Origin of the sequence: Pseudomonas neuropathica (assembly GCF_051174785.1) — a bacterium.
Taxonomy (GTDB): Bacteria; Pseudomonadota; Gammaproteobacteria; order Pseudomonadales; family Pseudomonadaceae; genus Aquipseudomonas; species Aquipseudomonas neuropathica_A.
The window spans coordinates 2,485,792-2,499,781 of record NZ_CP195111.1 but is presented as its reverse complement, the minus strand read 5'-3'; the positions used below and the strand labels follow the sequence as shown (position 1 = coordinate 2,499,781).

General features: G+C 59.7%; 13 protein-coding genes. 7 read left to right on the top strand and 6 right to left on the bottom strand.

What is annotated here, in order from left to right; all coding sequences use genetic code 11:
* The first annotated feature begins 294 nt into the window (after window positions 1-294).
* The gene (quiC, locus tag ACRRSD_RS11320; RefSeq protein WP_435038103.1) at window positions 295-2,196 is read left to right on the top strand and encodes a 3-dehydroshikimate dehydratase QuiC; all 1,902 of its coding nucleotides are present in this window, start codon (window positions 295-297) and stop codon (window positions 2,194-2,196) included.
* 101 nt (window positions 2,197-2,297) lie between these two features.
* Window positions 2,298-2,975: a TetR family transcriptional regulator gene (locus ACRRSD_RS11315; protein ID WP_122599765.1), complete on the top strand. Its 678-nt coding sequence runs from the start codon at window positions 2,298-2,300 to the stop codon at window positions 2,973-2,975.
* 105 nt (window positions 2,976-3,080) lie between these two features.
* Here ACRRSD_RS11315 and ACRRSD_RS11310 read toward each other — a convergent pair whose 3' ends face one another.
* The 4 genes from ACRRSD_RS11310 to ACRRSD_RS11295 all read right to left on the bottom strand — a co-directional run bounded on the left by ACRRSD_RS11310 (window position 3,081) and on the right by ACRRSD_RS11295 (window position 6,962).
* Window positions 3,081-3,935, bottom strand: coding sequence for a shikimate dehydrogenase (locus tag ACRRSD_RS11310; RefSeq protein ID WP_435038102.1), 855 nt, complete (start codon window positions 3,933-3,935; stop codon window positions 3,081-3,083).
* A 5-nt stretch (window positions 3,936-3,940) separates the two neighbouring features.
* Window positions 3,941-4,381, bottom strand: coding sequence for a type II 3-dehydroquinate dehydratase (aroQ, locus tag ACRRSD_RS11305; RefSeq protein ID WP_007909727.1), 441 nt, complete (start codon window positions 4,379-4,381; stop codon window positions 3,941-3,943).
* A 209-nt stretch (window positions 4,382-4,590) separates the two neighbouring features.
* On the bottom strand, window positions 4,591-5,670 hold the full coding sequence (gene trmA, locus ACRRSD_RS11300; RefSeq protein ID WP_435038101.1) for a tRNA (uridine(54)-C5)-methyltransferase TrmA: 1,080 nt from the start codon (window positions 5,668-5,670) through the stop codon (window positions 4,591-4,593).
* Window positions 5,667-6,962: an NCS2 family permease gene (locus tag ACRRSD_RS11295; RefSeq protein ID WP_122607872.1), complete on the bottom strand. Its 1,296-nt coding sequence runs from the start codon at window positions 6,960-6,962 to the stop codon at window positions 5,667-5,669. Before ACRRSD_RS11295 ends, trmA begins: the two co-directional genes overlap by 4 nt.
* Before the next feature lie 222 nt (window positions 6,963-7,184).
* Between ACRRSD_RS11295 and ACRRSD_RS11290 the strand changes: the two genes are divergently transcribed.
* Both ACRRSD_RS11290 and ACRRSD_RS11285 read left to right on the top strand, forming a co-directional pair.
* The gene (locus ACRRSD_RS11290; RefSeq protein ID WP_007909735.1) at window positions 7,185-7,634 is read left to right on the top strand and encodes a DUF4879 domain-containing protein; all 450 of its coding nucleotides are present in this window, start codon (window positions 7,185-7,187) and stop codon (window positions 7,632-7,634) included.
* A gap of 66 nt (window positions 7,635-7,700) precedes the next feature.
* A complete protein-coding gene (locus ACRRSD_RS11285) occupies window positions 7,701-8,246 on the top strand; it encodes a DJ-1 family glyoxalase III (RefSeq protein ID WP_435038100.1) in 546 nt (181 codons plus the stop codon).
* A 12-nt stretch (window positions 8,247-8,258) separates the two neighbouring features.
* Here ACRRSD_RS11285 and ACRRSD_RS11280 read toward each other — a convergent pair whose 3' ends face one another.
* Window positions 8,259-9,497 carry an MFS transporter gene (locus ACRRSD_RS11280; protein WP_095121678.1) on the bottom strand — a complete coding sequence of 413 codons (1,239 nt, stop codon included), beginning with the start codon at window positions 9,495-9,497 and terminating at the stop codon, window positions 8,259-8,261.
* Window positions 9,498-9,957: 460 nt separating this feature from the next.
* Here ACRRSD_RS11280 and ACRRSD_RS11275 point away from each other — a divergent pair, with 460 nt between their 5' ends.
* From ACRRSD_RS11275 to ACRRSD_RS11265, 3 genes are all read left to right on the top strand, one after another.
* Window positions 9,958-11,406, top strand: a complete 1,449-nt coding sequence (locus tag ACRRSD_RS11275; protein WP_435038099.1) for a cytochrome ubiquinol oxidase subunit I — start codon at window positions 9,958-9,960, stop codon at window positions 11,404-11,406.
* Between the two features lie 3 nt (window positions 11,407-11,409).
* Window positions 11,410-12,417, top strand: a complete 1,008-nt coding sequence (cydB, locus tag ACRRSD_RS11270; RefSeq protein ID WP_007909749.1) for a cytochrome d ubiquinol oxidase subunit II — start codon at window positions 11,410-11,412, stop codon at window positions 12,415-12,417.
* A gap of 70 nt (window positions 12,418-12,487) precedes the next feature.
* Entirely contained in the window at window positions 12,488-12,655 is a 168-nt protein-coding gene (locus tag ACRRSD_RS11265; protein ID WP_016773090.1) for a DUF2474 domain-containing protein, read from the top strand.
* Window positions 12,656-12,728: 73 nt separating this feature from the next.
* Here the strand turns inward: ACRRSD_RS11265 and ACRRSD_RS11260 are convergent, their stop codons facing one another.
* On the bottom strand, window positions 12,729-13,853 hold the full coding sequence (locus ACRRSD_RS11260) for a methyltransferase (RefSeq protein WP_435038098.1): 1,125 nt from the start codon (window positions 13,851-13,853) through the stop codon (window positions 12,729-12,731).
* Between the last annotated feature and the right edge of the window lie 137 nt (window positions 13,854-13,990).

Sequence of the window (13,990 nt, the reverse complement as noted above, 5' to 3'; positions counted from 1 at the left end):
TTCAGATCCGGACTCAATGTGCGGTCGATGTTGGGCAGTGGACGAAAAATCGTCAATTCGCCAAACCGCCATTGTGTTCGATAATCGCACGCAAAACTAACCGGGTAGTACACTTTAAATTGCTGCGCGCGGGGATGCAGCCAATAATTTCCCTCACTATAAAAACCATCCTGTGCAGGAGCTGCCGCAGGCTGCGATCTTTTGATTGTGCTTTTCAGCAATAAAGATCAAACGATTGCTGGCTTCGGCGGCTCCTACAGTAAAGATAAAGCGGCGCAGTCCGGGAGTTGAAACATGCAGCGTTCCATTGCCACCGTTTCCTTGAGCGGCACCCTGCCGGAAAAACTCGAAGCCATCGCCGCCGCCGGGTTCGACGGGGTGGAGATATTCGAAAACGACCTCCTGTACTACGACGGCAGTCCACGGGAAATTAAACAGATGTGCGCCGACCTCGGTATCGCCATCACGCTGTTTCAGCCGTTCCGCGATTTCGAAGGCTGCCGCCGCGATCGCCTCGCGCGCAATCTGGAGCGGGCCGAGCGCAAGTTCGACCTGATGCAGGAACTGGGTACCGATCTGGTGCTGGTCTGCAGCAATGCCTCGGCCGACAGCGTCGGCGATCAACAAATTCTAGTCGATGACCTGCGACTGCTGGCCGAGCATGCCGGTGCGCGCGGCTTGCGCATCGGTTACGAGGCGCTGGCCTGGGGCCGTCACGTCAACACTTATCAACAGGTCTGGGACATCGTGCGGCAGGCCGATCACCCGAGCCTCGGCGTCTTGCTCGACAGCTTTCACACCTTGTCGTTGAAGGGCGATCCTAGCGCCATCGCCGCTATTCCCGGCGAGAAGATCTTCTTCGTACAAATGGCTGATGCACCGATCCTGGCCATGGACGTGCTGGAGTGGAGCCGGCATTTCCGCTGCTTCCCGGGGCAGGGCGAATTCGATTTGCCGGGGTTCCTCGCGCCGATCATCCAGAGCGGTTACACCGGGCCGCTGTCGCTGGAAATCTTCAACGACGGCTTCCGCGCCGCGCCACCACGGGCCAATGCCGCCGACGGTTTGCGTTCGCTGCTGTATCTGGAAGAGAAGACCCGCCAGCGTCTGGAGCAGGACGCGACGCCTGTGGCCAATCGCGAAATCCTTTTCGAAACACCGAAGGCCAGTGAGTACAACGGCATCGAGTTTCTTGAGTTCGCCGTGGATGAAAGCCTCGGCGCCAAGCTGTCGAACTGGCTGGAACGCCTCGGTTTCGTCAAGGCGGGGCAACATCGTTCCAAGAGCGTGAGTCTGCTGCGTCAGGGCGACATCAACCTGATCCTAAATTCCGAGCCTTATTCGTTCGCTCACAGCTTTTTCGAAGCCCACGGCCCGTCGCTGTGCGCCACCGCTGTGCGGGTCAAGGACAGCGCCAGTGCGCTGGCCCGCGCCGTCGCCTACAAAGGTCAGCCCTATCGTGGACTGGTCGGCCCCAATGAACTGGAGCTGGCAGCGGTGCGCGCCCCGGACGGCAGCCTGATTTATCTGGTGGATGAACAGGCCGACGTCTACGGCACCGATTTCAATCTGCTGGCAGATGCGCCGGCCCGTGGCGGCCTTAAACGTATCGACCACATGGCCATGGCGCTGCCAGCCGACAGCCTCGACAGTTGGGTGCTGTTCTACAAGAGCCTGCTGGATTTCGAGGCTGATGACGAAGTGGTATTGCCTGATCCGTACGGTCTGGTGAAGAGCCGCGCACTGCGCAGTCGCGACAGTTCGATCCGCTTGCCGCTGAACATTTCCGAGAACCGTAACACCGCTATTTCTCACGCGCTGTCGAGCTATCGCGGCTCGGGTGTGCATCACATCGCCTTCGATTGTGACGACATCTTCGCCGAAGTCAGTCGCGCCAAAGAGGCCGGTGTGCCATTGCTGGACATCCCGCTGAACTATTACGACGATCTTGCTGCGCGCTTCGATTTCGACGACGAATTCCTCAGCGAACTGGCGTATTACAACGTTCTGTACGACCGTGATGCGCAGGGCGGTGAGCTGTTCCACGTCTACACCGAACCGTTCGAAGGGCGCTTCTTCTTCGAGATCATTCAGCGCAAGAACGGCTATGCCGGTTACGGCGCGGCCAACGTCGCGGTGCGTCTGGCCGCGATGGCCAAATCACGCAGTGGCGCAGTGCGCCAGGCGAAGTTGTAGGAAATTCGTAAACGCGGGATTAAACACAGGCCGCGCGGCTTCCTTCACTGTGCTGCGCGGCCCATAATCGCCGCCTGTGCAGTGATGGCCGTGAGCCCGCAATGACGATGAATACAGAACTTTCCGCAGCTCCTGAAGTGTCCGCTGTAGAGCCGCGCAAGAGTCGCAAGAACAACCCGGAAAAGACCCGCGAGAATATCCTGCAGGAGGCGATCGTCGAGTTCGTCCAGCAAGGTTTGTCGGGGGCTCGCGTCGATGCGATTGCCGAGCGTATCCACACCTCCAAACGCATGATCTATTACTACTTCGGCAGTAAGGAGCAGTTGTACGTCGAGGTGCTGGAAAAGCTTTACGGCGATATCCGCAGCACCGAAAACCGTCTGCATCTGGCCGAGCTGGCGCCGGTGGAGGCGATTCGGCGACTGGTGGAGTTCACCTTCGATCACCACGACCGCAATGTCGATTTCGTGCGCATCGTCAGCATCGAAAATATCCACAACGCTGAATACGTGAAGCGTTCCGATGCGATCAAGGCGATGAACAATACCATCCTCGATTCGCTCGGTGAGATTCTGCGTCGTGGTGCTGATGAAGGTTTATTCCGCGCGGGACTGGATGCGCTGGATGTGCATCTGCTGATCAGTTCGTTCTGCTTCTATCGCGTATCGAACCGGCACACGTTTGGCGAGATTTTTCAGATCGATCTGCCGGATGAAAGCATCAAGCAGCGGCATCGCGAGATGATTTGCGAATCCGTTTTACGCTACCTGCAAGCCTGACGCAGTTCCCTGTAGGAGTGAGCCTGCTCGCGAAAGCGGCGTGTCAGTCAGTAAATATATTGACTGAAGGTACGCTTTCGCGAGCAGGCTCGCTCCCACAGGTTTTTAGCCATTCATGCTTTGAAAATGCGCGAGCATGCGCTGCGCATCCGGCACCACGCCACTGAACAACTCAAACGCTTTCACTGCCTGAAACACCGCCATATTGCCGCCATCCAGCGTTCGGCAACCCAGCGCGCGAGCATTGCGCAGCAGTTCGGTTTCCAGCGGGAAATACACAATCTCGGCCACCCACAATTCCTTGCGCAGCAGTTCGACCGGCACCGGCATGCCCGGCAGTTTGGCCATGCCCATCGGCGTCGTGTTCACCAGACCATCGGCCTGATTCAGCGTACTCGGCAGATCATGCCCAGCCACTGCACGACCAAAGCCGAAATGCTCATTGAGGTTGTTCGCCAGACTCTCGGCGCGCTCACGGTCGACATCGAAAATAGTCAGTTGCTGTACGCCTTCGCTCAACAACGCGTGGGCCACTGCTGCGCCTGCGCCACCGGCGCCCATCTGGACTACGCGCTCGCGGGCGGCGTCTTTCAGACCACGGCGAAAACCTTCGGCGAAACCGAGGCAGTCGGTGTTATGGCCGACACGTTTGCCGTCCTTCAGCACCACGGTGTTCACCGCGCCGATGCCCTTGGCTTCCGCTGACAATTCGTCGAGCAGCGGGATGATCGCCTGCTTGCACGGGAATGTGATGTTCAGCCCGGTGTAGTTCATCCGCTCGGCCGCCAGCAGCAGGTCGGGCAGGGCGGTGCTGTCCATTTTCAACTGATCGAGATCGATCAATCGATAGAGGTAGCGCAGACCTTGGGCATCGCCTTCGTGCTCATGCAGCGCTGGCGTGCGAGAGGCCTGAATGCCGGCGCCGATCAGCCCGGCGAGTATTACGTTAGCGCGAGACATGCGATTTACCCCTTCAGCCGCTGGCTGAAATGTTCCAGTGCCAGTCGATAGCCGTGACTGCCAAAACCGGCCATTACCGCTGTGGCAATCGCCGAGACGAACGAGTGATGACGAAACGGCTCGCGGGCGTGGACGTTGGACAGGTGCACTTCGATCACCGGCAATTCACTGGCCACCAGCGCATCGCGAATCGCTACCGAGGTGTGCGTCCAAGCCGCCGGATTGATCACGATCCCGGCGCAACGGCCACGGGCGGCGTGAATCCAGTCGAGCAGTTCGCCTTCGTGATTGGTCTGGCGAAACTCCACGGCCAGGCCGAATTCTTCGCCAGCGCGACCGCACAACGCCGAGATGTCCGCCAGGGTTTCGTGACCGTAAGTCGCCGGCTCGCGGGTCCCGAGCAGGTTCAGGTTCGGGCCGTTGAGCACCAGAACGATAGGGGGCATGAGGGGTAACTCCACTTATTGTTTTTGGCTTTGGCTGAGGTTTTCAGCCTGTGGAGATAAAATGTACTAGATGGTTACCATGGTCAATTGAACAAAAATGACCTCGGTGTTTTATGTTCGGTGATCGCACAAACAAATAAGCACCCACAAAAAAGCACCCACAAAAAAGCCGTCAATCACGACGGCTTTTTCGCATCCGGCATCGGCAATCAACGCCGGGTCAGCAACACACCCGATTCCATGTGATGCGTCCACGGGAACTGGTCAAACAATGCGGACTGGGTAATGCGGTGCGTGTCGTGCAACTGGGCGATGTTCGCCGCCAGGGTTTCCGGGTTGCAGGAGATGTACAGGATGTTGTCGAAGCGCCGGGTCAGCTCGCAGGTGTCCGGGTCCATGCCGGCGCGCGGTGGGTCGACGAACACGCTGCCGAACTCGTAGCTCTTCAGGTCGATGCCTTGCAGGCGACGGAACGGGCGCACTTCGTTGAGTGCTTCGGTCAGTTCTTCGGCGGACAAACGCACCAGAGTGACGTTATCCACAGCGTTTTCGCTGAGGTTGCTCAGTGCGGCGTTGACCGAGGTCTTGCTGATTTCGGTGGCCAGCACCTTGCGCACGCGAGTGGCGAGCGGCAGGGTGAAGTTGCCGTTGCCGCAGTACAGCTCCAGCAAGTCGTCAGTGCGATCACCGAGTGCTTCGTATGCCCAGTTCAACATCTTCTGGTTCACCGTACCGTTTGGCTGAGTGAACGCGCCTTCCGGCTGGCGATAGCTGAAGGTGCGCCCGCCGACTTCAAGTTTTTCGACCACGTAATCGAGGCCAAGCACTTCGCGTTTGCCCTTCGAGCGACCAATGATGCTGACGCCGAGATCCGCAGACAGTTTGGTGGCTGCCGCGTGCCAGTGTTCGTCCAGCGGGCGGTGATAGCACAGGGTGATCATTGCATCGCCGGCCAGCGTGGTCAGGAACTCCACCTGAAACAGCTTGTGGCTCAGCGCCGAACTGGCCTGCCATGCCGCCTTCAACTGCGGCATCAACTGGTTGATGCGCAGGCTGGCGATCGGGAATTCTTCGATAAGAATCGGCGTGCGCTTGTCGTCCTGAGCGAACATCGCGTAATGCCGATCACCGCCCTCGCGCCACAGGCGGAATTCGGCGCGCAGACGGAAGTTCTGCAGCGGCGAGTCGAACACCGTTGGCTCGGGTGCATCGAACGGCGCCAGCAGGTCACGCAAGCGCGTGACCTTGGCTTGAAGTTGCTCGGCGTAGGCCTGGGAATCGAAAGTCATGCGTTGAACCAACCCAACTTGATCACGAACAGAATCGACAGAATCACCAGCGCCGGGTTCAGCTCACGGGCACGGCCCGACAGCAGCTTGATCACGGTCCAGGAGATGAAACCGAAGGCGATGCCGTTGGCGATCGAGTAAGTGAACGGCATGGCCAGCGCGGTCACGACAACTGGCGCGGCAACGGTGATGTCGTCCCAGTCTATTTCCGCCAGGCCCGAAGTCATCAACACGGCGACGAACAGCAGTGCCGGCGCGGTGGCGAAGGCCGGAACGCTGGCCGCCAGTGGCGAGAAGAACAGCGCCAGCAGGAACAGAATCGCCACAACGATGGCCGTCAGACCGGTACGGCCGCCCGCACTCACGCCGGCAGCGGATTCGATGTAACTGGTGGTAGTCGAAGTACCCAGCAACGAACCGGCCATGGCCGCGGTGCTGTCGGCGATCAGGGCGCGCCCCATTTTCGGCATGTGGCCGTCCTTGCCCATCAGGCCGGCGCGTTTGGCCACGCCGATCAGGGTACCGGAGTTGTCGAACAGGTCGACGAACAGGAAGGCGAAAATCACGCTGACCAGACCGATGTCGAGTGCGCCTTTGATGTCCAGTTGCAGGAAGGTCGGGGCCAGCGACGGAGGCATCGACGTGACGCCGCCGAACGGGGTGAAGCCCATCGCGATGGAAATGATGGTCACGGCCAGAATGCCGATCAGCACCGCACCGCGCACTTTCAGCGCTTCGAGGGCGACGATCAGGGCAAAGCCGAGGGTGGCGAGAATCGGTGCTGGCTGTTTCAGGTCTCCGAGGCCGACCATGGTCGCCGGGTTGCTGACCACGATACCGGCATTGTGCAGGGCGATCAGCGCGAGGAACAGGCCGATACCGGCGGCAATCGCCGAGCGCAGTGGCAGCGGGATGCTGTTGATGATCCATTCACGAATACGGAAGATCGACAGCAGGAAGAACAGCACGGCAGAAATGAACACCGCACCCAGCGCCACTTGCCAGGTGTGGCCCATGTGCAGAACCACGGTGTAAGTGAAGAAGGCGTTCAGACCCATGCCCGGTGCGAGGGCGATCGGGTAGTTGGCGATCAGGCCCATCACCGTCGAGCCGATGGCGGCTGCCAGACAGGTGGCGACGAATACCGCGCCCTTGTCCATGCCGGTCTCACCGAGAATGCTCGGGTTGACGAACAGAATGTAGGCCATGGCCAGGAACGTCGTGATGCCCGCAAGAATCTCGGTGCGCACGTTGGTGTTGTGTGCCTTGAGTTGAAACAGCCTTTCCAGCATGTCTGCTCCCCGTGGCGCGCGTGGCGCCGTGAATGTATCGACCTCAACAGCAAAGCACAGACCGTCGCAAGCGCCTGAAAAATTGTGCTGGGCCGGAAAAAGCCGCGCATCATACCAGCAGCGTGAGGAATATGGCGGTTGTTGGTGTCGATCGTCGGCGAAGTTTTGCGTTGATGCCAACTGCGCCATACTGCGCGCTGATTTTTTCGGGGCGGGAAGCGCATGAGCAAGTGCTGGATGAAGGTTTTGGGTTTGATTGCCGTACTGATGGCCGGGATGTCGACAGCCTGGGCGGCATCGGCGCCACCGTTGACGCAAGTGAAAGTGATCAAGGTGCAATCGCCAGCCTGTGGTCTTGAAGACATCGCCGATGGCCAGGCGCAGACCCAGTGCAATCACAGCGGACCGAACATCAAGGTCTACGTGCTCGAAGTAGGCTACGGCAAGAGCCAGCCTCAGGTCGCACTGGACGGCTTCGAAGTGAACGGCACCCGTGCCCCGGTGTGTGCCTTTGATAACGGCAACTTGACCGAATGCACCCCCGGCAACAAAACCGTCGGTTCTCTTTATACCTTCGATCTGGCGGGCAAGCAGGAAGGCACCTTCACCTTCAGCAACACCTCGATCAACGCGCCGCGCAACACGATGTCGACTCAGCTTTACATCAAGTAACGGCTGTCGCAGCGCGATCCGGGTGAAGCTGACTACGCTTCAAGCATCACTCAGCGGATAACGCCCATGACCTTTAGAGCCCTGATTACCCTCGCCGAGGGCATCGATGATCTGCAAAGCGTGACCCTGATTGACGTGCTGCGCCGCGCCGGTATCGAAGTGGTGGCCGCCAGTATTGAAGGCCGACGCATGCTCACCTGCGCCCGTGGCACACGCCTGACCGCCGACGGCATGCTGGTCGATGTGCTGGCGCAAACCTTCGACCTGATCGTCCTGCCCGGCGGCGCTGTTGGTTCACAACACCTGGCCGCGCACCAACCTCTACAACAGTTGCTCAAGGATCAGGCCAGCGCCGGACGCCTGTTCGCCGCCATCGCCGAATCCCCGGCCGTCGCCCTGCAATCCTTCGGCGTGCTGCGTCAGCGGCGGATGACCTGCCTGCCCAGCGCCAGTCATCAACTCTCGGGCTGTACGTTTGTTGATCAACCGGTGGTAGTCGACGGCAACTGCGTCACCGCGCAAGGCTCCAGCGCTGCGCTGGAGTTTGCCTTGACGCTGGTCGAGCAACTCGGCGGCAAGGCCTTGCGGGCGAAAGTGGCGGGGGAGTTGTAGGTCTGGATCGCTTCAGACCTTCACTTCTTCCACCGGCACATGCATGCGATCGCGATTAGCCAATGTCGGAAACAACTTGATCCACGTCCCGGTCACCACCAGCGTGCCGATCCCGCCCATGACCACCGCCGGCACCGTGCCGAACCAGTGGGCGGTGACGCCGGATTCGAATTCGCCCAACTGATTCGAAGCACCGATAAACAGCCCGTTCACCGCGCTGACCCGGCCGCGCATTTCGTCCGGGGTTTCCAGCTGCACGAAAGACGCGCGGATGACCATGCTGATCATGTCCGCCGCGCCGAGCACCACCAGCACCGCCAGGGAGAACCAGAATGAGGTCGACAGGCCGAAGGCAATGGTCGCGACGCCAAACACTCCGACTGCGGTGAACATCACCCGGCCGACATTGCGCTCCACGGCAAACCGCGCGAGGAACAGCGACATCCCCAGTGCACCGACTGCCGGTGCCGAACGCAGCAGGCCGAGGCCCCACGGCCCGGTCAGCAGAATGTCTTTGGCAAATACCGGCAGCAGCGCCGTGGCGCCGCCGAGCAACACCGCAAACAGATCCAGCGAAATCGCTCCGAGAATGTCCGGGCGGCTGCGAATGAAGCGAATCCCCGCGAGCAACGAATCCAGTGTGGCTTTGCCTTTGTTCAACGGCGTTTGCCGCGCGGGCAGGTTGAGCATCAGGCTGCAGGCGATCACATAGAGCAGCACCGTCGGGCCATAAACCCAGACACTGCCGAACGCATAGAGCAAACCGCCCAGCGCCGGGGCGACGATCGTTGCCGACTGCTGCGCTGACTGCGCCGCTGCCACTGCCCGTGGGAATAGCGCGCTGGGCACGATGCTGGGCAGCAGTGCCTGAGTGGTCGGCATCTCGAACGAACGCGCCGCGCCAAGCAGAAAGGCGAGGATGAAGATCATCTCGCGAGTCACGTGATCGGTGGCGCTGCCAATCGCCAGCGCCAAGGCGATCAACGCCTGCAACGACTGACAGATTGCTGCCACTTTGCGCCGGTCGTAGCGGTCGGCCACATGTCCGGTGTGCAGCATAAACAGCACACGCGGCGCGAATTCGACCAGGCCGACCAGACCCAGATCGAGCACGTTGCCGGTCAGTTGGTAGAGGTTCCAGCCGATTGCCACAGTGAGCATCTGAAATCCGCTGGCGGTAAAGATCCGCGCGAACCAGAAAGCGAGAAATGGGCGGTGATGACGTAACAGCAGGGGCTCTTGGCTGGGCATCTGAAGGCAGGTCTGGCTCGAGGGGAACCGCGAGGTTATCACCAGTCTGTAACAGGAAGTTGCTATGACAAAAAATTTAGTTAGCCAGACATCGATTTTTTTTGCGGTGCAGATGAATTCTGCTGTTCGGGGATTTTTGTCGCCCTCGCGATCTGTACTGTTTTCCACGCTGCCAGCGCTCCGGGGATTTGTTGCAGAGCGTTGCCACGGTTATGAGGCAACTTGTCACGCGGCAAACGACCACGCAGTTCATCGGCAAAAATGGGACTACTCTTTCAACGTTGCTTGATCCAGATCAAGACCCACAAGGAATTGATCCGGTGGCCAGTTGGCCAGACTCCCTGCGTTGCGATGGTTGTTTAAAAAGAACGAATCAGAATTCGCCGCACTCCATATCCGTGGGGGCAGTGGGTGCAGGCCTCCGGGTCCGCAGCCGGTATTACCTGACAGAGGAAGCCATATGTTCGGTTTAGAGGCACTAGATCTCGCCCGAATTCAGTTCGCGTTCACCATCTCGTTCCACATCCTGTTCCCGGCCATCACCATTGGTCTGGCGAGTTACCTCGCGGTACTCGAAGGCCTGTGGCTGAAAACCCGTAACGACACCTACCGTGACCTCTACCATTTCTGGTCAAAGATCTTCGCCGTCAACTTCGGTATGGGCGTGGTCTCGGGGTTGGTCATGGCCTACCAGTTCGGCACCAACTGGAGCCGCTTCTCGGACTTCGCCGGCGCCGTCACCGGGCCGTTGCTGACCTATGAAGTGCTCACGGCGTTCTTCCTCGAGGCCGGTTTCCTCGGGGTGATGTTGTTTGGCTGGAACAAGGTCGGGCGCGGTCTGCACTTCTTTTCCACGGTCATGGTGGCGATCGGCACGCTGATTTCGACGTTCTGGATTCTCGCCTCCAATAGCTGGATGCAGACCCCGCAGGGCTTCGAAATCGTTAACGGTCAGGTGATTCCCACCGACTGGCTGGCAATCATCTTCAACCCTTCGTTCCCGTATCGCCTGATGCACATGGCGACCGCTGCGTTCGTTGCCACAGCTTTCTTCGTCGGCTCCTCGGCGGCCTGGCACTTGCTGCGCGGCAAGGACAACCCGGCAATCCGCACCATGCTGTCGATGGCGATGTGGATGGCGCTGATCGTCGCGCCGATCCAGGCAGTCATCGGCGACTTCCATGGTCTGAACACGCTCAAACATCAACCGGCAAAAATTGCTGCGATCGAAGGTCACTGGGAAAACCACGGTGATGAAGCGACCCCACTGATCCTGTTCGGCTGGCCGGACATGAAAGAAGAGAAGACCAAGTTCGCCGTGGAGATTCCCTACCTCGGCAGCCTGATCCTGACTCACTCGCTGGACAAACAGGTGCCGGCGCTCAAGGAGTTTCCGCCAGAAGACCGGCCGAATTCGACCATCGTATTCTGGTCGTTCCGGATCATGGTCGGCCTCGGTTTCCTGATGATCTTCACCGGTCTGTGGAGTTTGTGGCTGCGTAAGCGCGACTCGCTCTACACCTCGCGTCCGTTCCTGTATCTGGCGCTGTGGATGGGGCCGTCCGGTCTGATTGCGATTCTGGCTGGCTGGTTCACTACGGAAATCGGCCGTCAGCCGTGGGTGGTCTACGGGCTGATGCGCACGGCGGATGCGTCTTCCAACCATAGCTTCATGCAGATGAGCATCACCCTGATCATGTTTGTGGTGGTGTACTTCGCGCTGTTTGGCGCAGGTCTGGGCTACATGATGCGTCTGGTGCGCAAAGGGCCGAAGATCAGCGAAGGCACGGAAACGCCGGACGGTGGTCCGGGCAAGAAACGCACACCGGCCCGTCCGTTGTCCGCTGCCGACGACTCGGCCGATGCCGATCACTGCGACGACGACATTCGCGTGACCAAGGAGATTTGACTCATGGGTATTGATCTTCCGCTGATCTGGGCCGTGATCATCATCTTCGGCATCATGATGTACGTGGTCATGGACGGCTTCGACCTGGGGATCGGGATTCTCTTCCCGTTCATCCCGGGCAAAGTCGATCGTGACGTGATGATGAACACCGTCGCCCCGGTCTGGGACGGCAACGAAACCTGGCTGGTGCTGGGCGGTGCAGCGTTGTTCGGCGCATTCCCGCTGGCTTATTCGGTGGTGTTGTCGGCCTTGTACCTGCCGCTGATCTTCATGCTCATCGGTTTGATCTTCCGTGGCGTGGCGTTCGAGTTCCGCTTCAAGGCCAAGGACGACAAGCGCCATTTGTGGGACAAGGCGTTTATTGGTGGCTCGGTGGCGGCAACGTTCTTCCAGGGCGTGGCGCTGGGCGCGTTCATCGACGGCTTGCCGGTGGTCAATCGGCAGTTCGCCGGCGGCTCACTGGACTGGCTGACGCCGTTCACAATGTTCTGCGGCGCCGCGCTGGTGGTGGCCTATGCCTTGCTCGGCTGCACCTGGCTGATCATGAAAACCGAAGGCAAGCTCCAGGAACAGATGCATGACCTGGCACGGCCATTGGCTTTCGTACTGCTGGCCGTGATCGGTATCGTCAGTATCTGGACGCCGCTGGCCCATCCGGATATTGCCACCCGCTGGTTCAGCATGCCGAACCTGTTCTGGTTCATGCCGGTGCCGATTCTGGTATTGGTGACGATGTACGGGTTGATCCGCGCCGTGGCGCGCAATGCCAACTACATGCCGTTCCTGCTGACTTTGGTGCTGATCTTCCTCGGCTACAGCGGTCTGGGTATCAGCCTGTGGCCGAACATCGTGCCGCCGTCGATCTCGATCTGGGACGCCGCCGCACCGCCGCAAAGTCAGGGCTTCATGCTGGTGGGTACGTTGTTCATCATCCCGTTTATCCTGGGTTACACCTTCTGGAGCTACTACGTGTTCCGCGGCAAGGTCACCCATGAAGACGGTTATCACTAAAACCGTGGGAGCGGGCTTGCCCGCGATGGCGTCGGTAGCGGCGCCATCGATCTGACTGAGGATCGCAATAATGACCGGCAAACATTCCCTGCACGACATTGAAGAAGCCGAAAAAAAACCGCTGTGGCAGCGGCTCGGCTGGCTGGCCCTGATCTGGGTCGGTAGCGTCGGCGTGCTGTTTATCGCCGCCAGCCTGATGCGCATGTTCATGAACGCGGCAGGTCTGACCACGCACTGAATCATCCCCGTCCCGGCGCCTTCGGGAACGGCTTTGCAACCCTCCTCACGGAGGGTTTTTTTTGCCTGAAGGTTTACTTGCGCGCTTTGAGGATCACGAACTTCGGCGTGGCAGCCACTTGCTCGACGCCGCGGAACAGCCGCGCCAGTTTGCTGTGGTAACCCAGATGACGGTTGCCGACTATGTACAGCGCGCCGCCCACTACCAGTGCTTCGCGCGCCTGCTGAAACATGCGCCAGGCCAGGAAGTCACCAACCACCTGCTGCTGATGGAACGGCGGATTGCACAGCACCACGTCCAGCGATTGTGCTTCCTGCCCGGCCAGACCATCGCCGGCCCGCACGATCACTTCGCGATCACCCAGCGCTGCGCGCCAGTTCTCGGCAGCCGATTGCACCGCCATGAACGATTCGTCGACCAGCGTGTAATGCGCATCGGGGTTTTGCAGCGCACTCGCGATGGCCAGCACGCCATTACCACAGCCCAGATCGGCGACTCGGGCACTGCCAAGGTTTTTCGGCAGGTGCGGGAGGAAGGCGCGGGTGCCGATGTCCAGGCCTTCGCGGCAAAACACGTTGGCGTGATTGAGCAGCTCGATCGCCGGCTCGTCGAGGCGATACCGCGAAGGGTAGGGCGACACGGCCGGGACTTTTTCTTCTGGCGTGGCGATCAACAGCCGAGCCTTTTTTACTGCCAGCGAGGCTTGTACCGGGCCGATGTAGCGCTCAAGCAAGTCACCGGCAGCGCGTGGCAGGTGTTTGACCATCGCCGCTGCGATCACTTCAGCGCCGGGCGCGAGTTGCCCTTGCAAGCGGATCAATTGTTCTTCCAGTAGCGCGAGAGTTTTCGGCACGCGGATCAGCACACGATCGAACGGTCCGACCAATGGTTCGCTGGCGGGTATCCCGCGAACCGCGTCAAACGCCCGGCCATTGCGCAGCAGGTTTTTCTCCAGTCCCTGAAAACCCAGAAATGAGTCACCACTGCTACTGACATTAACCTTGCCCGACAGGCTGGCAGCCAAAGCACCGAAGCTGTCGTTGAGCACCAATACGCGGGTGTCGGCCGTCGGTTGCTGCGCCGCCAGATGGTTGAGCAGGTATTCGTCGGCGGCATCGAAGGCTTGCAGCGGTTCATTCTGCTGTTCAGGCTGGCGGATCAGATCGAGCTGGGCGAAGGGCGTATCAAGCAAAGGCATGGGGCGGGGACTCAGGGTAATCAACGGGGTGTTCCGCAGCCCTGACATTGTGCAGCGGAACCGACCGAGTGAAATACAACGCTTAACGTTTGCGTCATCACTCAGGAAGGTCTGGAATGGTACGTTTTTTTCGTCTT

What these genes read in the sequence shown, in the direction of transcription:
- quiC (WP_435038103.1), top strand. Translation starts at nt 295, where the DNA reads ATGCAGCGTTCCATTGCCACCGTTTCCTTGAGCGGCACCCTGCCGGAA.
- ACRRSD_RS11315 (WP_122599765.1), top strand. Translation starts at nt 2,298, where the DNA reads ATGACGATGAATACAGAACTTTCCGCAGCTCCTGAAGTGTCCGCTGTA.
- ACRRSD_RS11310 (WP_435038102.1), bottom strand. Translation starts at nt 3,935, where the DNA reads ATGTCTCGCGCTAACGTAATACTCGCCGGGCTGATCGGCGCCGGCATT.
- aroQ (WP_007909727.1), bottom strand. Translation starts at nt 4,381, where the DNA reads ATGCCCCCTATCGTTCTGGTGCTCAACGGCCCGAACCTGAACCTGCTC.
- trmA (WP_435038101.1), bottom strand. Translation starts at nt 5,670, where the DNA reads ATGACTTTCGATTCCCAGGCCTACGCCGAGCAACTTCAAGCCAAGGTC.
- ACRRSD_RS11295 (WP_122607872.1), bottom strand. Translation starts at nt 6,962, where the DNA reads ATGCTGGAAAGGCTGTTTCAACTCAAGGCACACAACACCAACGTGCGC.
- ACRRSD_RS11290 (WP_007909735.1), top strand. Translation starts at nt 7,185, where the DNA reads ATGAGCAAGTGCTGGATGAAGGTTTTGGGTTTGATTGCCGTACTGATG.
- ACRRSD_RS11285 (WP_435038100.1), top strand. Translation starts at nt 7,701, where the DNA reads ATGACCTTTAGAGCCCTGATTACCCTCGCCGAGGGCATCGATGATCTG.
- ACRRSD_RS11280 (WP_095121678.1), bottom strand. Translation starts at nt 9,497, where the DNA reads ATGCCCAGCCAAGAGCCCCTGCTGTTACGTCATCACCGCCCATTTCTC.
- ACRRSD_RS11275 (WP_435038099.1), top strand. Translation starts at nt 9,958, where the DNA reads ATGTTCGGTTTAGAGGCACTAGATCTCGCCCGAATTCAGTTCGCGTTC.
- cydB (WP_007909749.1), top strand. Translation starts at nt 11,410, where the DNA reads ATGGGTATTGATCTTCCGCTGATCTGGGCCGTGATCATCATCTTCGGC.
- ACRRSD_RS11265 (WP_016773090.1), top strand. Translation starts at nt 12,488, where the DNA reads ATGACCGGCAAACATTCCCTGCACGACATTGAAGAAGCCGAAAAAAAA.
- ACRRSD_RS11260 (WP_435038098.1), bottom strand. Translation starts at nt 13,853, where the DNA reads ATGCCTTTGCTTGATACGCCCTTCGCCCAGCTCGATCTGATCCGCCAG.